Genomic DNA, 19,703 nt, shown 5'->3' on the forward strand with positions numbered 1-19,703 from the left:
CATGGATACAATACATGGAGAACTCAATGACAAAAATCGGATTTGTAGGACTTGGACATATGGGCTTACCCATGGCCATCAATCTCGTTAAAGCAGGACATCAAGTGACCGGCTATGACTTACAACAAACGGCCTTGCAGCATTTTTCTCAAGCTGGTGGCCTGCTTGCTGAAAACACACATGAAGTCGCCAAAGACCAGGATGTATTGATTACGATGCTACAAAATGGCGAACAAGTGCTGAATGTATGTCATGGTAATAATGGTTTGTTCCATGCAGCAAAAAAAGGAGCCTTATTTATTGATTGCTCCACCATAGATGTTAACAGTTCGCGCGAACTACATTATCTAGCCAAGCAACATCAGCTACATGTTGTCGATGCACCGGTATCAGGTGGAGTCGCCGGAGCAGGAGCAGCCACCTTAACCTTCATGGTTGGTGGTGAAGAAAAGGCATTCCATACCGCCCAGCCTATTTTGGCAACTATGGGACAAAAAATCATTCACACCGGTGGCGCAGGCAGCGGGCAAGCGGCAAAAATATGTAATAACATGATCCTGGGGATCTCCATGATTGCGATTTCAGAGGCATTTACTCTCGCAGAGCAACTGCAATTATCACCCCAAAAACTGTTTGAAGTAGTCACTAATGCATCAGGACAATGCTGGGCAATGAGCAAATATGCACCAGTTCCTGGCGTTTTAGAAAACGTACCGGCAAATAATGAGTACAAACCCGGATTTGCAGCAGCCATGATGCTCAAGGACTTACTACTCAGCCAAGATTCTGCGCACTCAGTTAATGTGCACACTCCTTTAGGTTCGCAAGCAACCATGATCTATCAGCATTTTATCGACCAAGGCCTTGGTGATTGTGATTTTTCTGCAATTATTAAACTGATTGCTGAAGGTGAGGGGGTATAACATGCATACTCATTTGCACCATCCAAAATTAACGCCTACAGAAGATTCAATCAGCGAGTTTTGGTCTGAGGTAGCCCAACAAACTGTAGATTGGCTAAAGCCATGGGATACAGTACTTACCGGCGGCTTAAAACATGGTGATGTCACCTGGTTCAAAGGGGGGAAATTAAATGTCAGTATGAATTGCTTAGACCGACATTTACCCCACAAAGCAAATCAGCCCGCGATTATTTGGGAAGGTGACGATCCAACTCATAATAGAACACTGACTTTTGCTGAGTTGCATACTGAGGTGTGTCGCATGAGTAATGTGCTCAAACACCTAAAAGTAAAAAAAGGCGACAAGGTAGCGATCTATTTGCCCATGATCCCTGAAGCAGCAATTGCCATGCTTGCGTGTACTCGAATTGGCGCAATACATACCACCATATTTGCCGGTTTTTCAGCCCACGCCTTAAAACAACGCATACTTGCTTCTGAATGCACCAGCCTAATCACTGCTGACCATTTTTATCGCGGTGGTAAATTAGTTGATCTAAAGAAACAGGTTGATGAAGCATGCCATGATCTACCCTTGCCAAGGCTAGTGATTAAAACAAATGATGCCGCCGTTCCTTTTGATAAAAATAAAGATCATTGGTGGCATGAGCTCAAAGAAAAAGTAAATGCCCACTGTGATCCAGAACCAATGGACGCAGAGGATCCACTATTTATACTATATACCTCTGGAAGTACTGGCCAACCTAAAGGAGTAGTCCATACAACCGGCGGCTATTTAGTACAAGCTGCATACACACATCAATTAATCTTTAATTGCCAAAAAGAAGAAGTATTTTGGTGTACTGCAGATATAGGCTGGATTACAGGACATAGTTATGTAGTATATGGGCCGCTTTGTAATGGAATTACAACGCTCATGTATGAAGGGATCCCTACTTGGCCTGATTATTCTAGAAACTGGAATATTGTGGATAAGCATCAAGTCAATGTGTTTTATACAGCACCCACGGCCATACGTGCCTTAATGCGCGCCGGTGATGAATGGTTAAACTCTAGTTCTCGACACTCCTTGCGCTTACTTGGTTCCGTTGGTGAACCCATTAATCCCGAGGCATGGGAGTGGTATTATCAAAAAGTGGGTCAAAACAGATGCCCTATAGTGGATACTTGGTGGCAAACTGAAACTGGGGCGGTGATGATTAGCCCTAGAGCAGATGATCCCATCCGCAAGCCGGGCTCAGCGCGCCAACCCATTCCAGGTATCATTCCGGTATTACTCAATGAACATGGTCACGAAATCATGGATACCGGCGAAGGATTTTTAGCCATAAAATACCCCTGGCCTTCTATGGCAAGAACGATTGCCGGCGATCACCAACGTTACTGCATGACCTATTTGCATCATGGTTATTATATTACTGGAGATGGGGCAAAACGCGATGCGGATGGTGATTATTGGATTACAGGACGTGTGGATGATGTGATTAATGTTTCAGGGCATCGCTTAGGTACGGCAGAAATCGAAAGTGCCCTGGTGAGCCACCCCGCTGTTGCGGAAGCAGCTGTAGTTGGTATTCCTCATGATCTTAAAGGCCAAGGTATTTATGCCTATGTCATTTTAAAACAGGGTTACACCGCGAGTGACCAATTAAAAACGGAGTTAATCCAACAGGTCAATAAGGAAATAAGTCCTATAGCGAAACCAGATGTCATTCATATTGTTAATGATTTACCCAAAACCCGCTCCGGTAAAATTATGCGGCGTATCCTGCGCAAAATTGCGGGAAAGGAAATAGAACATATTGGTGAGTTGGGAGATATTTCTACTTTGGCAAATCCACAAGTCGTGGAAAAATTATGGAAGGAGTCGAACCAATCCTAATCATTTCATTTTTTTATTAAATGTAGCCTGGGTGAAGGCGCGGCCGTAACCCGGGAATAGAAACATAACTTTCCTGATTCGCTACATGGCACCCAGGCTAAAATTGCCACGCCCAAATGTGTGAATTTTTGACCAATTTGTCAAGTAAATGCAAAAAATGTGTTGCTTTATATGCAAAAAACGATTAAAATTAGGCACGTTTTAGCCATAGGTCAGATCCCCTAAAATGCAAGAAGTCCCGGATTGTTTTGATTTTTCTCAGCTGTCCTTGGAGGAAATAGCCAAATTACTCCAACGATTTAGCGTGCGCCTAACCCCCGATGAAGCCCTCACCATTCAGAATTCATTATTAAAAAGACCACCAACTTATGCTGAATGTGTCTTATGGTCAATTCAGGGCTCAGAACACTGTTCCTATAAAAGTAGTCGCAAACACCTTAACCAATTTAATACTAAAGCGCCGCACGTCATTCTAGGCCCTAAAGAGGATGCTGGAATTGTGGCGGTAGCTACGGATAAAGAGAACAGACGTTATGGGATTGTGATAAGCCATGAATCACACAATCATCCCTCACAACTCGTACCCTTCGAAGGTGCGGCAACCGGAGTGGGTGGCAATGTGCGAGACGTATGCTGTATGGGCGCGGAAGTCATTGCCGTTGCTGACAGTTTGCGCTTTGGGGATATTAATCGCCCAAAAACAAAGTGGATACATCAGGGCGTAGTGCAGGGAATTGCTGGCTATGCGAATCCGCTTGGCATTCCCAATCTAGCCGGGGATACGTATTATGACGAAGCGTATAATGAAAATTGTCTGGTCACTGTAGTCACCTTAGGTGTAGTCAGAGAAGATCATATTATCCACTCCTATGCCCCCGCTAACGCAGAGGGCTATCAATTTATATTAGTCGGCAAACCCACCGATAACAGTGGCTTTGGCGGTGCCGCTTTTGCCTCGGCAACTTTGAGTGAAGAGCAACAAGAGCAAAATAAAGGGGCAGTACAAGAGCCTAATGCCTTTTTGCAAAGACACATTCTTAAAGCCAATTATGCGATGTTTGAATTCCTCCGCGAAAAGAACCTCATTGAGCGCGTTGGCTTCAAAGATTTAGGCGCCGGCGGCATTGCATGTGCCAGTGTTGAATTGGCAGAAGCCAGTGGCTATGGAGCAGAAATCAATATTGATCTTGTGCCCACCAGCATGCACGATTTATTACCCGCGGTGGTTTTATGCTCTGAAACTCAGGAACGCTTTATGTGGGTTGTCCCTGAAGAATTAGTTGACACCTTCTTAAAGCATTACAATGAGCGTTTTGCGCTTCCAGAAATCTGTGATGGAGCACAAGCAACTGTTGTAGGCCAAATAAGAAACGATGGCTTATATGTCGTCAAATCCCAAGGGAAAGAAATTGTCTCTGCTCGCGCAGAAGACATTACCAAAGGGATTCTTTATGATCGCCCCTACAGTAGCAAACAACACACGCACACAGAACCAAAGCCTATCATTGTGCATGATTTCAATGAGCAATTACTCAGTTTACTTGCTCACGAAAACATTGCCTCGCGTGCGCCTATTTATGAAAGTTATGACAAGCAGGTTCAAGGTCGCTCCGTTGTGGAACCAGGATGGGCTGATGCTGGCGTGATTGCCCCATTTAATGAAGATAAATACCCAGAAGAAATTCAACGTACGGGTGTTGCTTTATCGGTCGATCATAATCCACGCTACAATAAAATTGACGCCTATTGGGGGGCTGTGAATGCAGTCACCGAATCCGTGCGTAATATCATTGCCGTGGGTGCCTGGCCTCTGGCGTTGACTGATTGTTTGTGTTTTGGTAATCCTGAAAATCCAGAGCAGATGGGCGAATTTGTGGATTCAGTTCGCGGCATAGTTGATGCATGTCATGCCGTAAAAATGTTTACCGATCGCAGTGTGAGTCTCCCGATTATTTCAGGAAATGTGTCGCTTTATAACGAATCGGCTCAAGGCGCCATTCCACCAAGCCCTATCATCAGCTGCCTTGGCGCAATGAACGATTTATCCAAAACCATCACTTATGATTTCAAGCAAGCTAATTCAGTGCTCTTGATGGTTGGTGCGCGTAAAGATGAATGTGGTGGCAGTGTGTATTACCAGTTGCACAACGAACTGGGCAGTCAACTTCCTAAACCGGACCTTGCTGCATTTGCTGATGAAATCAGCGCCGTACATGCCGCCATACAAACAGGCCTGGTGCTGGCCGCACATGATATTTCCGAAGGAGGTATCGCAGTTGCTTTGGCAGAAATGAGTTTTAAAAATGAACTTGGGGTAAATGTTTTTATTCCCGGTACCTTGGCGAATGATAAAAAACTGTTTACAGAAAGCGGCGGCTTTATCCTTGAAGTGTCCCCGGAACATGTAAGCATGCTGGAACAAATATTCCACAAGTATTCTGTATCGTTTCAAACTATAGGTGAAACAACAGCAACCCCAACCTTGATAATGAATTCAGTTATCAATCTGTCCGTCAGTGCAGCAAAAACTGCCTGGAAAAATGGTTTAGTTGAGAGGCTCATATAATGTCAATTATTGATTATAAAGCTGCAGGTGTAGACATTGAAGCAGGCAATGAAGCAGTTCGTAGCATTAAAAAATCGGTAGAAAGCACCTTTTCACCGCACGTACTTACGGGGATTGGTAGCTTTGGCGCCATGTATGATCTCAAAAGCCTGCTGCAGGATTATGAGCATCCGGTTCTTGTGCAAAGCATTGATGGTGTGGGGACGAAAATGATGGTCGCCAAAATGATGCAAAAATTCGACACCATCGGGATGGATTTAGTCAGCGCCACAACAAATGACATTATCGTTTTAGGTGCAAAACCACTGACGCTTCTTGATTACATTGCAAATGATAAATTAAAACCAGAAACCGTTGAACAGATCATTAAAGGCATGGTCAAAGCCTGTAAAGAAAACCACATCTCTTTAGTTGGTGGGGAAACCGCAGAAATGCCGGGCACTTATTTACCTGGTGAACTTGATTTAGTCGGAGTCGTTACCGGCGTAGTTGAAAAAAATAAAGCCATTGAGGGAAAAGCAATCTGTGAAGGTGATCTTGTGCTTACCTTTCCTTCAAGTGGCTTGCATACCAATGGTTATTCATTAGCAAGAAAACTCCTCTTTGATGTTGCAGGCTACACCGTCGAATCACAATTTCAAGATTTTTCCCATAGCATAGGTGAAGAGCTCTTAACTCCTCATATTAATTACACCAGGCCTATCTTGAGTATTTTGGAAAAAAACATACCCATTAAAGGCATGGCACATATCACTGGTGGTGGCCTACTGGAGAACATTCCCCGTATTTTACCAAAAAATTGTGGTGTAGAAATTCATAAAAAACAAATCCCCGAACTTCCTATATTTAGCTTATTACGTAAATTAGGACATCTGGATGATGAGCACATGTATCGCACATTTAATATGGGTGCAGGTTTGGTTCTCTTTATAGCGCCAGAAACATTATCTGCTGTACGCGAAGTACTCCGCGATTTTCCATCGTTCCCTCTTTATGAAATTGGACATGTCGTACGAGGCGAGCAAAAGGTGACACTGTTATGATACGCATTGGTTTAATTCAATTTCCAGGTTCTAATTGTGAGCGAGAAACAGCGCTTGCAGTGAAACGAGTCGGCATGGAGCCCGTTGAGTTTTTATGGAATGAATCTTTAGAGAAACTGCGTCACTTAGATGGTTATATCCTTATTGGCGGCTTTTCCTATGAAGATCGTTCTCGCGCAGGAATTATTGCCGCACTTGATCCCGTAATTCAAGAAATCAAAGCGCAAAACGAGCAAGGCAAACCAATATTAGGGATTTGCAATGGCGCCCAAATACTCGTCGAATCAGGTTTAGTCCCCGGTTTTGAGCAAGATGATATCAGTATGGCACTTACTGAAAATAAGCGTATTGCCAATGGCAAAATAGTAGGAACCGGTTTTTATAATGCCTGGGCATACATGCGATTATCAGAAAATCACCAGCATAATGCCTTTACCCGTCATCTTAAAACTACAGATGTAATTCATCTCCCTATAGCCCATGCGCAAGGGCGCTTTTTAATGCCTGATTCATTGTTACAAAGGATAGAACAGCATGGTTTAAATTTATTCCAATATTGTGATGCCAAAGGCAATATCATTGATAATTTCCCCATTAATCCCAATGGTTCCGCTGGCAATATTGCAGCAGTAACCAATCAAGCTGGGAATGTGATGGCCATGATGCCGCATCCTGAGCGCACAATAAATGGTGATCCTATTTTTGCTTCAATGCGCGATTATATAGAAGAACACTCTAATTCGCAGGTTACGGCAGTGCCCAAGCTACAAAGTATGGCTCACCAAGCACAAAACTTCAGTAAAATCCCAGCCAGCCACCTCTGTCTTGTTAAGCTGATTATCACGGATAACCAAGCCTTAACAGTACAAAAAACCTTAAGACGCTTAGGTTTTCCAGTAACTGTGCATCGTTTTGAACACTGGGAAATTGATTGTGACTCTGCAGAAGAGTTTGCTCAGCTCAAAAAAACGGGACTTTTATATTCCGATCGTAAAGAACGGGAAGTGTCCTTAAACGAACTGCATTCTAAAAATGCTTCAGCGTATCTCGTTCGCGCAAAAGAAGACTTAAAGGGACAGCAAACGCTACAAACCCTGAATGCCCACTATGAATTACCCAAAATAAATAAAATAAATCACGGTGTTTTATGGCAGTTTACTAGCGAGGAAACGAACGTTGCTACGTTAATAGACGACATTTTGTTAACTCATATTATTGGAAACCCCTATGCTCACGAATGCTACCGCTACGACCACTCGCTATGACAAGGAAATTCGCGAAGCTCCAGCTTTTTGTTTGGATAAAACAAATTTGCCTGTAGGCAAGAAATATCAAGGGAAAGTTAGAGATTCTTATGACCTGGGTGATGCCATCATGCTCGTTACTACGGATAGGCTAACCGCTTTTGATAGACACCTTGCCCTAATTCCTTATAAAGGTGCGGTACTTAATTTAACCAGTGCTTGGTGGTTTGAACAAACCAAAAACCTTGTTCCCAATCACATTATTGCCATTCCCGATCCGAATGTTGTTATTGCCAAAAAATGTACCGTTTTTCCAATTGAATTTGTCGTAAGAGGCTATATTAGTGGCACAACAGGCACTTCTTTGTGGACTCAATATCAAAATGGAGTGCGTACCTATTGTGGGATTACCTTTCCTGAAGGATTAACAAAAAATCAACAGCTTGAACAAGCTGTTTTGACGCCAACGACTAAAGAACAAATTCATGACCGCCCTATTGCACCGGCTGAAATCATTTCTGAGGGATGGATGACGGAAGCAGATTGGCTAGAAGCCAGTGCGTTGGCGCTGAAACTTTTTCAACGTGGTTCTGAAATCGCGAAAAATCACGGTTTGATTTTAGTGGATACCAAATATGAGTTTGGCCGTGATGCCAATGGAAAAATTATCGTCGTTGATGAAATCCATACTCCTGACTCTAGTCGTTATTGGCTTGCCGACAGTTATCAAGCACGTATTGCTGCAGGATTAGAGCCAGAAAATATTGATAAGGAGTTCTTGCGACTCTGGTTTGCAAAAAACTCAGATCCTTATCATGATGAGCAGCTTCCGCAAGCGCCGCAAGAATTAATTGTAGAGCTCTCATCACGCTATATTCAGTTGTATGAACGAATCACAGGTCAAAAGTTCAGTTTTGCAGAACATAAAGAACCTGCTGAGCAACGGATCATGCGTCATATTGCAAATTACTTGGGGTAACATAACCAATGTGTGGGATAGTAGGTATTTATAGTCATGAACCAGTAGCCTCTGAATTGTATGAGAGTCTCATCCATTTACAACACCGAGGTCAGGATGCGGCAGGCATCCTGACCTGTGATCAGCGGTTCTACACAAAACATGGCTTGGGTTTGGTGCGCGAAATTTTTACTCCTGATAATGTCTCGCCCCTACAAGGAAATATAGGTATTGGTCATGTTCGTTATCCGACCGCAGGTGGCTATACGGAAACCGATGTCCAACCTTTATGGATTGGTAGCCCACGAGGTATTGCTCTTGCGCATAATGGTAATCTGTCAAACTATCAGGAACTGGCCGATGAGATTCGTTTAAAACAACATCGACATCTTAATTCTTCACTGGATTCTGAAGCGCTATTACTGATGCTTGCAGATAATCTGGCCAGCAATGTCGCCAGTAATGAAGAAAACAATGAACACTTTTTCGAACTGCTGACGCAGGCGGTCTCACATATTTTTGAACGGATAGAAGGTGCTTATTCTATTGTTTCCGTAGTTATTGGGAAAGGGCTTGTTGCCTTTCGTGACCCACACGGTATTCGTCCACTGGTTTGGGGAACACGTGAAAATCCCGATGGAACAGTAGATACAATTTTTGCATCGGAAACCACGCCTTTTTATGCCCTAGGCTTCGAACCCAAAGGAGATATTCTACCTGGTGAAGTCGCTTTCGTGGATTTAAACGGTACGCTGCACCGCCGCGTTTTGAAAACCGAAGAATTTAGGCCTTGCGTTTTTGAATACGTTTATTTTGCCCGTCCGGATGCAACACTCAATAACGTCAGCGTGTACCGTTCCCGTTTACGTATGGGACAAAACCTGGCAATTCAATGGAAGAAAAAGCATCCAGACCTCATCCCAGATGTTGTAATCCCTGCGCCGTTCACTGCAAATACAGCCGCGTTGTCTTTCGCCAGTGAATTAGGTATTCGCTATTCTGAGGGCCTGTATAAAAATCCTTTTATAGGTCGTACGTTTATTATGCCCAATCAAAAGGCAAGAAGTCGCAATATTCGTTACAAACTCACCCCCCAACAAACCGAAATTAAAAATAAAGTGGTGATGATTATCGATGACAGTATTGTTCGTGGAACCACCTCGCGTGAAATTGTCAAAATGGTACGCGAGTCTGGCGCGAAGAAAATTTATTTTGCGTCCACATCCCCAGCACTTAAAAACCCCTGCTTTAGCGGCATCGATATTCCATCGCGCAAAGAGTTGATTGCGGCGAATCAAAGCGAAGAGGAAATTGCCAAGTATCTTGGTGTAGATGCATTACTCTATCAATCACATGAAGATCTCGTCGAAGCAGTAACCCGTCGCGGAGATCATCACATCAAGAAACCATGCATGGCGTGCATGGATGGCGATTACTTTTGTAAAAAACTAACTGCAGAAAAAATGAAGCAACTTGAACTCCAGCGTGAAACAAGTAGAGATACTCCCCCCCAAAAAGAGGACAGCATTGAATGAACATTCTTGTTATCGGTTCTGGTGCGCGTGAACATGCACTCATCAAAGCACTACACCGCTCCCCCCAACCAACATCATTATTTTGTTACGGTACGGCGATTAATCCAGGCATCCAGCAACTTACTACTCAATATTGCGCCGGGGATATCACAGAGTGTACAGCGGTAGTGTCTATGGCCAAACTCTGGGACATTGACTTCGCGATTATTGGCCCAGAAGCACCTCTTGAACAAGGAATGGCTGACGCGTTATGGCAAGCAGGTATTCCTGTTATTGGACCGAAAAAGAAATTAGCTCAAATAGAAACCTCTAAAGAGTTTGCCCGCGATTTAATGAAAAAACATCACATTGCAGGCCTGCCACGTTACCAAAAATTTGCGACACTACAGCACGTTGAGGCATTTCTTAATGAGCTTGGTGAAGGTAATTACGTCATAAAAGCCAATGGCTTAATGGGTGGCAAAGGGGTTAAAGTGGCGGGAGAACACTTGCACTCCATTGCGGAAGCCTTAAGTTTTTGTCAAGACATTCTTGATAAAAAACAGACGATACTCATCGAAGAAAAACTAATCGGCCAAGAGTTTTCTTTCATGTGTTTTGCTGATGGCAAAAAGCTCGTGCCTATGCCTTTGGTACAAGACCATAAACGCGCTTACAATGGCGATCGAGGCCCCAATACCGGGGGGATGGGTAGTTATTCAGACACCGATCATCGTTTACCCTTTTTAACAACACAAGACGTACACGAGGCGCTCGCGATTAACAATGCCGTCTTCCAAGCGCTGTCTTCTGAATTTGATGAGCCCTATATTGGCATTTTGTATGGCAGCTTTATCGCCACCAAAAACGGAATTTATGTCATCGAATTTAACGCTCGTTTTGGCGATCCTGAATCATTAAACGTATTATCTATTTTAGAGTCTGATTTTGTTGCACTATGCCAGGCAATGATTCAAGGCGATCTTAGCGCAGATAAAGTTATATTTTCGAAACAAGCTACGGTATGTAAGTACACAGTTCCCGAAGGCTATCCAGACGCCCCAAAGAAAAATTTTGTTGTTGATTTCTCAAAAGTTGTTTGCCAAGACCATTTATATCTTTCTTCGGTAAATCAGGTCGATCAGCACATCGTTGCTGAAGGTTCTCGCACGGCAGCCTATGTCGGCATTGCTGACTCCATTGTTGCAGCGGAAATAAAAGCTGAAGATGAAATTTCATTAATTGAAGGTCCTTTATTTCATCGTGAAGACATAGGGACAAAACAATTAATTCAGCAACGCATTGATCAGATGCAAAGGATACGCGCCTCATGATTCGCATCGCTATACTTGGCTCAACCCGAGGGACTAATTTGAACGCTGTTGTTGCTGCAATAAAACAACAGCGTTTACCTGCATCAATAGAATTGGTTTTAAGCAATAAAGCAGATGCGCCCATTCTGGAGAAAGCAAGCCAGTTCGGGCTTAAATCACTGTTTATTAATCCGCAAGGATTAAGTCGCAGCGATTTTGATCATTCATTATCCGAGATACTCAGCCAACATCGCATAGAGCTTATTGTCTTAATTGGTTATATGCGTATCTTATCTGCTGAATTTGTCTTGAATTGGGAAAATAAAATAATCAACATTCATCCTTCTTTATTGCCTGCTTATGCCGGGTTAATGAATCTGGACGTACACCAAGCCGTTCTAGATGGAGCTGAGCATGAAACAGGGTGCACGGTACACTTTGTTACCGAGCAGGTAGATGCCGGTCCGATTATTTTACAAAAGAAATGTCCTGTTTTAGCAGGCGATACTCCAGAGTTGTTGAAAACCAGAGTACAAGAGTTAGAGGGAGACGCTTTGATTGAAGCAATATACACCATTGCCACATCAGACAAAGCACCATATAAATAATAGACTTTTTTTCAAACGCTACTGAGAAATACTTATATCAATACTGATGGATTCAAAATCAGATTGGGCCATTATGGAAGAAGCCAGCTTAACTCTAGAAAAGTTTAAAGCACGCTGATCCATAGCACAAATGCCATCAATGCGGCTGTTTTGACAGTAACGCTCTTCGGTAATAAGTATCTTGAGTATCGCGAGCAATTAAAAAATGCAGAGAAGTCTTGGAAAATGAGCTAGAGAACGAATTATGGAAAACTCATTCCACCCCATAATCTTAGAGGATGATCATTGTGCTCTAGTGCCTTTAGCATATGAGCATCATGATGCGCTTGCAGAAGCAGTTCTTGATGGGAGCTTACATCAACTGTGGTATACCTTTGTCCCTGAGCCGCACAAAATGCGTGACAACATTAATCTACGATTAAGTATGCAAAAAGAAGGCTCCATGCTGCCATTTGCTGTAATTGACAAGACACAAGGGAAAGCAGTGGGCATGACGACTTATATGAATATTGATAGGGTAAATCGTCGCGTTGAAATAGGAGGCACATGGTATCGTAACCATGTTCAACGCACAGGCCTTAATACAGCATGTAAGTTGCTTCTACTCACCCATGCGTTCGAATCAATGAATTGCATTGCCGTTGAGTTTCGGACACATGCCTTCAATAATGAAAGCCGCAAAGCGATCGAACGCCTGGGGGCCAAACTTGATGGTGTATTGAGAAATCATATGATGATGCCCAATGGAACGTTACGGGACACATACGTATACAGCATTATTGCCAGCGAATGGCCAACAGTAAAAGCACATTTGCAATTTTTAAAAAGTAAATATCAGCTGTAGGTTGCGCCAACATCAAATTGACACTACGATAAATCAAGCCATTGATTGAGCAAAGCAATCAATTCCGCAACGCCTTCTTTTTTCAACGAAGAAAAAGATTGCACCGTAATTAAATGTTCTGCCAACTCATAATGTTTGCGCACTTTAGAAACGGCATTCTTTACATCGCTGCGACTTAATTTATCTGACTTTGTCAATAAAATATGGACTGGAAGCTCACGCTCTAAAGCCCAATCGATCATCATCAGATCTAAATCTTTTAAAGGATGGCGAATATCCATGAGTAAGATCAGCCCTTTTAAGCTTTGCCTTACTTCAAGATAATGGGCTAAATTTTTTTGCCATTCTAGTTTCACCTGTAAAGCAACTTTGGCATAACCATAGCCCGGTAAATCGACAAGACGACGCGCTTCATCGATCCCAAATAAATTAATTAATTGAGTACGTCCAGGGGTTTTACTGGTTCTGGCCAAATTTTTGATGCCAGTTAAACAATTTAACGCACTAGACTTCCCTGCGTTTGAGCGTCCGGCAAAAGCCACTTCATATCCTGAGTCTTCAGGTAAGTGGGATACACGTGCAGCACTTTTTAAGAATACTGCTTTAGAATAAGGATTTTCTGACATATGAATTATAATATTTTGGGATTTCAACCAAGGCAGTGTACCATTACTTCAAGAATTTATTATGAGAAATCGATGAAAAAATTTGTACTCACTCTTATTCTCTGTATACCTCTCACCCTTTTTGCCCAAGAAAACACGAACCCCGTAGCAAATAAAGCAGCAGTGTGTACCGCCTGTCATGGTCTACAAGGTAACAGTCCCAATCCCGACTGGCCTAATATTGCCGGACAACATCCCAAATACTTTATAAAACAACTTAAGGACATCAAAGCAAGCACCCTACGCGATGTACCTACCATGCGCGCTATTGTTAGCATGCTGAACGAGCAGGATATGGATGACTTGGCAGCATATTATGCTAAAATGCCTCTTGCTCAAGGCAGCACACCTGAAAAATTTCTTAAGCGCGGTGAACAAATTTATCGTGGAGGGGATTTTACAAAAAGGATTACGGCGTGCATTGCCTGCCATGGGCCTAAAGGAACGGGAAATGCTCAAGCGGGCTTTCCGGTGCTTTCAGGTCAACATGCTGCATATACCGTGTTGCAATTGAATGCATTTAAAGACGGTAAGAGAAAAAATGATTTAAACCATATCATGCAAGATATTAGTAGTAGAATGAGTCAGGATGATATGGAAGCAGTTGCACATTATATTGAAGGGTTACATTAGGAAACTAAATTATGTTAAAAAAATTAATCGCTGTACTCTTACTCTTACCCGCAATGGCTCTTGCCGCGTCATTTGTTGAAGGTAAGGACTATCAAGTTGTTACTAATCCCCAAGCAGCAAACAATAAAAATAAAACGCCCATCATCGAAGAGTTTTTTAGCTATGGCTGTCCTTGGTGTTACAAAATAGAAGCACCTCTGGATGTATGGGTGAGTAAAATGGGTAACAACATTCAGTTCGAACGCGTCCCAGTGGTCTTCAAACCTTCTTGGGAGCTTTATGCGAAAGCTTATTATACTGCAAAAACACTAGCACTTTCGGATAAGATGGATCTTTTACTCTTCAAGGCCATACAAGAAGATAGAAAAACTTTAGATTCAAAACAAGCCATGATCAATTTCTTCGTTACCCAAGGTGTTGATAAAGAAATTGCGAAAAGCGCTTTTGAAAATTCACCAACAATAGATATGCGTGTACAAAATGGTATGAGCCTCATGGGCACTTATCAAATTAATGCTGTTCCCGCTTTTGTAGTGAATAATAAATATAAAACAGATTTACAAATGGCTGGCAACCCAGAGCGTTTATTGGAAATATTGAATTACCTCACTCGCAAAGGGTAAATTTTTCGCTCTTTTACGTCAACGTAGCGTACCCGAAAAGTAAAGTAGGCTGGGCTGACAAGCCCAGCACTTGCTTACCCTTATGTTGTTTTACAGCTGGGCTTATCAGCTCAGCCATGTACTGTTCACACACATATGTTTACGTCGATGAGTACGCCATATTTAAACGACATTGGTTACGGTCGGTTTCTGGGATATCGGTTCTTTTGCCGTGGATAAGCCCTTCACACCTGCGAACACATTCGTTATCTCATCTAATGTCTGCTTTAACATTTTTGATAATGGACTTGAAGCAAATATACTCTTAAAAGGGTTTTCTTGCTCATGGAGTTCATCCGCTCTGTTCTTGATCCCTAAAACGCCACTATAAAATGCAACCAACTCTTCTACACTTTTGTAATAAAATAATTTTCTAAAATAAGTTTCATACTCTTTTCTTAACGCTTTCTCCTTATCAACAGGTAAAGCGGCTTGTTCTGTAAAAAAATTTTTATGATCTAGAGGTGCCATTTCTTTTAAGTAATCTACGAAATACCTTTCTACGGCGGCTTTAATTTTATCCAGTTGCTTGCGAATATATATTTGCTTCACGAGCTGAGTAAACGGTTGCTCAACGTTCAATTTTTTAAACGCAGAAACATCTATATAATCGAGTCCCAATTCATCAGCAAGTTTAAGTGCTTGCTCCACAGATACTTCCCGACGTTGCTCCAAATCTGCTTTACAGCCAAGGAGTATCATGGGTACATTTTTTTTAGCCCGTAAACTATCTACATATTCGCGCGTATGTTGTAAAGAGTCTTTTCGGGTTAGATCAAAACAAATCAAAGCAGCATCTACATTAGAAAAATAGGAGCCAACTACTTTTTGTAATCTTGGAGCACCCGATGCATCCCAGATACGTAATTGTATTTTTTTATTAAAGTCATTAATCCATTTTATTCTTTGATCAACTCCCATTGTGTCCATATATTCACCAATAGGGTGGAGAGTACCGCCACAATAGACATGCATCAAACTGGATTTTCCAACCGCATTATCTCCTAAAAGAATGATCTTGAAGTGCTCATCGTATTCTCTTTTTTGTTCCATAGTAATCACCTTAGATCAGCTTGAACAAAAATAATAACGAATTATTGGTTTTAATTTAAGTGTTCTTTGAACTAATCGTCATTTATTTTGGAGGAAGACAATGAAAGCCGTTTTAAGGATATAAAGGCGCTTATTAGGCGCCTTTACCAGGGTTTTCCAAACTGAGGATACCGGTATTAAAATCATAAGCAAAAATCTCAGCATAACGCCCCCAGTCAATCATGGTGCGTAATACTCTGTCGGCTTCTTTTTCACTTAAATAATCTTCAAGTTTACTTAAAAACCGTTCTTCGGAAACTCTATGGCCTACTTTTTCATCGAGAATCCGTCGTATATGGCGTGCAAGAGGTACCTTTTCCAATAATCTTTGCGCAAATAATTGCTTACGCTCTTGAAGATCAGCCTCAGCAAATTGCTTCCCTAAGTCACTTAATTGAATATCCCCTGCAGAAACTTTAGCAAAACCTAATATTTCCAAAGTTTCGAGAATAGGGAACAGATCATCAATGTTCATCATTAACTCATCTGCAAGCTCTGGTAAATCAATCCGTTCTTCAAAAGAAGTCATCGTCTCAATCAGACCCGTCAATTCTGAAGGTTCTACATCAGGCAAGCGATATCCCAAGCCGATTTGTCGCTCTCTTTGTGCGCGTTTTGCCTTTTCTTTGGGGCCTGTTGTCATTAAGGTATAAATTTTATCAACCAAGGCCCGAAACTCAGGAGATTCAGGCTCACGTGGCTGTGGTAAAGTAACCGGTAATTCAGCACGAATGTATCCGGGATCATTACCAAAAATTACAATTCTATCGGCTAATGTGGCGGCTTCTTCGATATTATGAGTCACTAATAAAATACCATTGGTATTGGTTTTCTTTTCCTTCCATAGCTCCAATAAATCGGACTTTAGGTTTTCTGCAGTAAGGACATCAAGTGCAGAAAAAGGCTCATCCATTAATAAGACATCTGGGTTAATGACTAGCGCACGCGCAAAACCAACACGTTGCCGCATGCCTCCAGAAAGCTCTTTAGGAAACGCGGATTCAAAGCCGTCAAGGCCAATAATATCAATTGCTTCAATCGCACGATGTCTGCGCTCTTCGCGATTTACACCTTGTGCCTCAAGGCCCAGCTCCACATTTTCTAGTACGGTAAGCCAGGGCATCAGCGCAAAAGACTGAAAAACCATCGCAATCCCATCAACAGGGCGGGTAACCGGTTTGCCTCTATAAGTTACTGTGCCACTGGTAGGCGTTATAAGGCCCGCGATAATACGCAACAATGTAGACTTTCCCGAACCGGATTTACCTAATAATGCGACAATTTCACCTTCTTGCAGTTTAAAATTTACATCCTCAAGTACCAGCAGATCTTGTTCGGCTGCCTTTTTAAATGACTTGCGCAAGCTTTCTATAGCAATAATGGTTTCAGACATAGATATCTTTTAATTAAAGTTAAAACGTTCTTCCGCCAGTCGATAGAGCGGACGCCAAATCAAATGGTTAAAAGTAAGCACATACAAGCACATCATCCCAGTACCTAAAGCAATCTTGGGGAAATCCCCCGTTGCTGTACTGGCTTGAATGTACTCACCCAAGCCAGTGGCTCTCAGAGTTGTATCCCCCCAACTCACGAATTCTGCCACAATACTGGCGTTCCATGCACCACCAGCTGCGGTGATTGCGCCAGTAATATAAAAGGGGAAAATTCCTGGCAACGCCAACCTTTTCCACCAAAGCCATCCCTTCAAACCAAAATTATCTGCGGCAAGATAAAGCTCACGCGGAATACTCGATGCGCCTGCAATCACATTAAATAAAATATACCATTGGGTTCCAAGTATCATGAGAGGCGTCACCCATATTTCTACATTTAAATGAAACGCGACAATAGCAATGACAAATAAAGGATAGAATAAATTCGCGGGAAACGCTGCAACAAATTGGATGACAGGTTGTATTTTTTGTGCAATTCTTGGCCTTAAACCAATCCACACACCTATTGGAATCCAAATTAAAGAACTCAGGAAAATCAAACAAAGGACGCGTGTACCCGTTGCCGCACCAAGCAAAAACACATGCAAAATATCACTAACTTTCAATTCAGCGAGGATAAAGCGCAACAAAAACCACCCACCCGAACAAACGCTGAGTAAAACCAAAATGCTCAAAAAGCGATCTAAGAGCTTCTGTCTTTTAAAATCAACTTCTTTAATTGCTTTAGCCTCGTTGATCCTAAGCCAGCGCGCATTAACAAAATGATCGGTACAAATACCGATGATTTCAGCAAACTGCTTCATTAGCCGACTACCGCGTATCCAGTCCACTAACCAAGATTGATATTCAGCTTCATCGTGAGACTGCTCTGTTTTAAATTTTTCGGACCAGGCAATTAAAGGCCGGAAAAATATTTGATCGTATAAAAAAATAACAATCACCATCGCTAAAATGGCATAACCTACTGCATGTATATCGCGTTGCTGGATGGCTAAAGCAATGTAAGAGCCTACCCCCGGTAACCTGATGTCTTGATGCGCGACAGAAATTGCTTCTGATAAAACCACAAAAAACCAACTTGCAGACATAGAAACCATCATGTTCCACAATAAGCTCGACATAGAAAAAGGCACTTCCAATTTCCAGAAACGTTGCCATGCCGAAAGTCGGAACATAGAGGAAACTTCTTGTAAATCATGTGGCAAAGTTTTTAATGATTGATAAAAACCAAAAGTCATATTCCATACTTGCGCGCAAAAAATGGCAAAAATGGAGGCACATTCAGGTCCCAATAAACTGTTAGGAAATAGACGGATAAATCCAGTCACTGTAATGGATAAAAAACTAAGTACCGGAATGGATTGCAAAATATCGATAGCAGGAATAATGATTTGTTCCGCGCGTCGATTTTTAGCAGCCCAAAGCCCTATAATGAATGTAAAAATGATTGAAAAAAACAATGCAATAAACATACGCAACACCGTACGTAATGCATAAAACGGTAGGTTGGCAGGATCTAAAGAAATAGGTATCTGTTGTCCTAATCGATAAGGAGTGGCCATTTGTGAGCCTGCCCAACCCAAAAAGAACAAGATGGAAAAAACAAGAACAAGAAGCAACAAATCCCAACGATTTATATATCGGCCAAATCTATCAGGATTAGCAAAGTAGAACCGACTTTCTCGCACCATGCCTCCTTAATAACTTTGTTGACACCAGAATACACTCTGCAACTTATTAATCACGCAGTATAGGCCTGTGTACAATTCTACTGCCTTGGCAAAATGAAGAATTGTAAATAGGCCTTATTTTTATTGAAAAAGCAATGAAACGCACAATAACATCAACATAAACCCTGGTATGTCAAATGGTGACACAGGATTAGTTCTATTGGTGCGAGTTCAGCTGCTTATTTTAAGGATAGTAAAATACCATAAAGATGGCTTAATCGATAGCTTGAAGCAGCTGAATATAACGCTTTTCTATGCAATAATGGCATTTTAAATCTTATAAAAAATATAGTCCTCAAGATTCGCAGATAAAAAATTGTAAATAAAATAACGAGTAAATTATTAAAGTACATTAATATTCAATAAGTTATCCACTTTACTTTATTCAAGTCAGATTTAAATAAGAAAAATTTGATTAAAAACTGAACTTTTTGTTAATTTATGTGTCAAACATAGTGAGCATTTCCCCCGAATGCTTAGCTCCGCTTTACCCCCTCTTAAGCGGGGCAATGTTTGGATTATTATCTAAACATCCAATTTGCCCCGGCGCAGCCGGGGATTTTTTTGTGCAT

General features: G+C 41.9%; 16 protein-coding genes. 12 read left to right on the plus strand and 4 right to left on the minus strand.

The window, feature by feature from the left end:
- Positions 1-14: 14 nt before the first annotated feature.
- The 10 genes from mmsB to Lste_RS12560 all read left to right on the plus strand — a co-directional run bounded on the left by mmsB (position 15) and on the right by Lste_RS12560 (position 12,895).
- Complete coding sequence (gene mmsB, locus Lste_RS12515) at positions 15-923, plus strand: 3-hydroxyisobutyrate dehydrogenase (RefSeq protein ID WP_337589288.1); 909 nt, start codon at positions 15-17, stop codon at positions 921-923.
- A 1-nt stretch (position 924) separates the two neighbouring features.
- Entirely contained in the window at positions 925-2,805 is a 1,881-nt protein-coding gene (acs, locus tag Lste_RS12520; protein ID WP_058511264.1) for an acetate--CoA ligase, read from the plus strand.
- Between the two features lie 226 nt (positions 2,806-3,031).
- Entirely contained in the window at positions 3,032-5,371 is a 2,340-nt protein-coding gene (gene purL / locus Lste_RS12525) for a phosphoribosylformylglycinamidine synthase subunit PurL (RefSeq protein ID WP_058511265.1), read from the plus strand.
- On the plus strand, positions 5,371-6,414 hold the full coding sequence (purM, locus tag Lste_RS12530) for a phosphoribosylformylglycinamidine cyclo-ligase (protein WP_058511266.1): 1,044 nt from the start codon (positions 5,371-5,373) through the stop codon (positions 6,412-6,414). The genes purL and purM overlap by 1 nt, the downstream gene beginning before the upstream one ends.
- Complete coding sequence (purQ, locus tag Lste_RS12535; RefSeq protein WP_058511267.1) at positions 6,411-7,679, plus strand: phosphoribosylformylglycinamidine synthase I; 1,269 nt, start codon at positions 6,411-6,413, stop codon at positions 7,677-7,679. Before purM ends, purQ begins: the two co-directional genes overlap by 4 nt.
- Complete coding sequence (locus Lste_RS12540; RefSeq protein ID WP_058511268.1) at positions 7,642-8,637, plus strand: phosphoribosylaminoimidazolesuccinocarboxamide synthase; 996 nt, start codon at positions 7,642-7,644, stop codon at positions 8,635-8,637. The genes purQ and Lste_RS12540 overlap by 38 nt, the downstream gene beginning before the upstream one ends.
- A gap of 8 nt (positions 8,638-8,645) precedes the next feature.
- Positions 8,646-10,151 carry an amidophosphoribosyltransferase gene (gene purF, locus Lste_RS12545; protein ID WP_058511269.1) on the plus strand — a complete coding sequence of 502 codons (1,506 nt, stop codon included), beginning with the start codon at positions 8,646-8,648 and terminating at the stop codon, positions 10,149-10,151.
- Positions 10,148-11,464 (plus strand): phosphoribosylamine--glycine ligase, encoded by a 1,317-nt coding sequence (gene purD, locus Lste_RS12550; protein ID WP_058511270.1) that lies wholly within the window; start codon positions 10,148-10,150, stop codon positions 11,462-11,464. The genes purF and purD overlap by 4 nt, the downstream gene beginning before the upstream one ends.
- Positions 11,461-12,051: a phosphoribosylglycinamide formyltransferase gene (gene purN / locus Lste_RS12555; RefSeq protein ID WP_058511271.1), complete on the plus strand. Its 591-nt coding sequence runs from the start codon at positions 11,461-11,463 to the stop codon at positions 12,049-12,051. The genes purD and purN overlap by 4 nt, the downstream gene beginning before the upstream one ends.
- Positions 12,052-12,295: 244 nt before the next feature.
- On the plus strand, positions 12,296-12,895 hold the full coding sequence (locus tag Lste_RS12560; protein ID WP_058511272.1) for a GNAT family N-acetyltransferase: 600 nt from the start codon (positions 12,296-12,298) through the stop codon (positions 12,893-12,895).
- Positions 12,896-12,918: 23 nt separating this feature from the next.
- Here the strand turns inward: Lste_RS12560 and yihA are convergent, their stop codons facing one another.
- Entirely contained in the window at positions 12,919-13,521 is a 603-nt protein-coding gene (yihA, locus tag Lste_RS12565; protein WP_058511273.1) for a ribosome biogenesis GTP-binding protein YihA/YsxC, read from the minus strand.
- 72 nt (positions 13,522-13,593) lie between these two features.
- On the opposite strand from yihA, the gene Lste_RS12570 reads away from it, so the two are divergent.
- Positions 13,594-14,193, plus strand: a complete 600-nt coding sequence (locus Lste_RS12570) for a c-type cytochrome (RefSeq protein ID WP_058511729.1) — start codon at positions 13,594-13,596, stop codon at positions 14,191-14,193.
- 11 nt (positions 14,194-14,204) lie between these two features.
- On the plus strand, positions 14,205-14,816 hold the full coding sequence (locus Lste_RS12575) for a thiol:disulfide interchange protein DsbA/DsbL (RefSeq protein WP_058511274.1): 612 nt from the start codon (positions 14,205-14,207) through the stop codon (positions 14,814-14,816).
- A gap of 162 nt (positions 14,817-14,978) precedes the next feature.
- Here the strand turns inward: Lste_RS12575 and Lste_RS12580 are convergent, their stop codons facing one another.
- The 3 genes from Lste_RS12580 to Lste_RS12590 form a co-directional block, all read right to left on the minus strand.
- The gene (locus Lste_RS12580) at positions 14,979-15,908 is read right to left on the minus strand and encodes a Rab family GTPase (protein WP_058511275.1); all 930 of its coding nucleotides are present in this window, start codon (positions 15,906-15,908) and stop codon (positions 14,979-14,981) included.
- Positions 15,909-16,041: 133 nt separating this feature from the next.
- Positions 16,042-17,340: an ABC transporter ATP-binding protein gene (locus Lste_RS12585; RefSeq protein WP_058511276.1), complete on the minus strand. Its 1,299-nt coding sequence runs from the start codon at positions 17,338-17,340 to the stop codon at positions 16,042-16,044.
- Positions 17,341-17,349: 9 nt separating this feature from the next.
- Positions 17,350-19,089 (minus strand): ABC transporter permease, encoded by a 1,740-nt coding sequence (locus tag Lste_RS12590; RefSeq protein ID WP_157070767.1) that lies wholly within the window; start codon positions 19,087-19,089, stop codon positions 17,350-17,352.
- Between the last annotated feature and the right edge of the window lie 614 nt (positions 19,090-19,703).

It is taken from the genome of Legionella steelei (assembly GCF_001468005.1).
Lineage (GTDB): Bacteria > Pseudomonadota > Gammaproteobacteria > Legionellales > Legionellaceae > Legionella > Legionella steelei.

What these genes read in the sequence shown, in the direction of transcription:
- purF (WP_058511269.1), top strand. Translation starts at nt 8,646, where the DNA reads ATGTGTGGGATAGTAGGTATTTATAGTCATGAACCAGTAGCCTCTGAA.
- Lste_RS12580 (WP_058511275.1), bottom strand. Translation starts at nt 15,908, where the DNA reads ATGGAACAAAAAAGAGAATACGATGAGCACTTCAAGATCATTCTTTTA.
- Lste_RS12560 (WP_058511272.1), top strand. Translation starts at nt 12,296, where the DNA reads ATGGAAAACTCATTCCACCCCATAATCTTAGAGGATGATCATTGTGCT.
- mmsB (WP_337589288.1), top strand. Translation starts at nt 15, where the DNA reads ATGGAGAACTCAATGACAAAAATCGGATTTGTAGGACTTGGACATATG.
- purN (WP_058511271.1), top strand. Translation starts at nt 11,461, where the DNA reads ATGATTCGCATCGCTATACTTGGCTCAACCCGAGGGACTAATTTGAAC.
- purL (WP_058511265.1), top strand. Translation starts at nt 3,032, where the DNA reads ATGCAAGAAGTCCCGGATTGTTTTGATTTTTCTCAGCTGTCCTTGGAG.
- Lste_RS12585 (WP_058511276.1), bottom strand. Translation starts at nt 17,340, where the DNA reads ATGTCTGAAACCATTATTGCTATAGAAAGCTTGCGCAAGTCATTTAAA.
- Lste_RS12540 (WP_058511268.1), top strand. Translation starts at nt 7,642, where the DNA reads ATGCTCACGAATGCTACCGCTACGACCACTCGCTATGACAAGGAAATT.
- purQ (WP_058511267.1), top strand. Translation starts at nt 6,411, where the DNA reads ATGATACGCATTGGTTTAATTCAATTTCCAGGTTCTAATTGTGAGCGA.
- Lste_RS12570 (WP_058511729.1), top strand. Translation starts at nt 13,594, where the DNA reads ATGAAAAAATTTGTACTCACTCTTATTCTCTGTATACCTCTCACCCTT.
- purD (WP_058511270.1), top strand. Translation starts at nt 10,148, where the DNA reads ATGAACATTCTTGTTATCGGTTCTGGTGCGCGTGAACATGCACTCATC.
- yihA (WP_058511273.1), bottom strand. Translation starts at nt 13,521, where the DNA reads ATGTCAGAAAATCCTTATTCTAAAGCAGTATTCTTAAAAAGTGCTGCA.
- purM (WP_058511266.1), top strand. Translation starts at nt 5,371, where the DNA reads ATGTCAATTATTGATTATAAAGCTGCAGGTGTAGACATTGAAGCAGGC.
- Lste_RS12575 (WP_058511274.1), top strand. Translation starts at nt 14,205, where the DNA reads ATGTTAAAAAAATTAATCGCTGTACTCTTACTCTTACCCGCAATGGCT.
- acs (WP_058511264.1), top strand. Translation starts at nt 925, where the DNA reads ATGCATACTCATTTGCACCATCCAAAATTAACGCCTACAGAAGATTCA.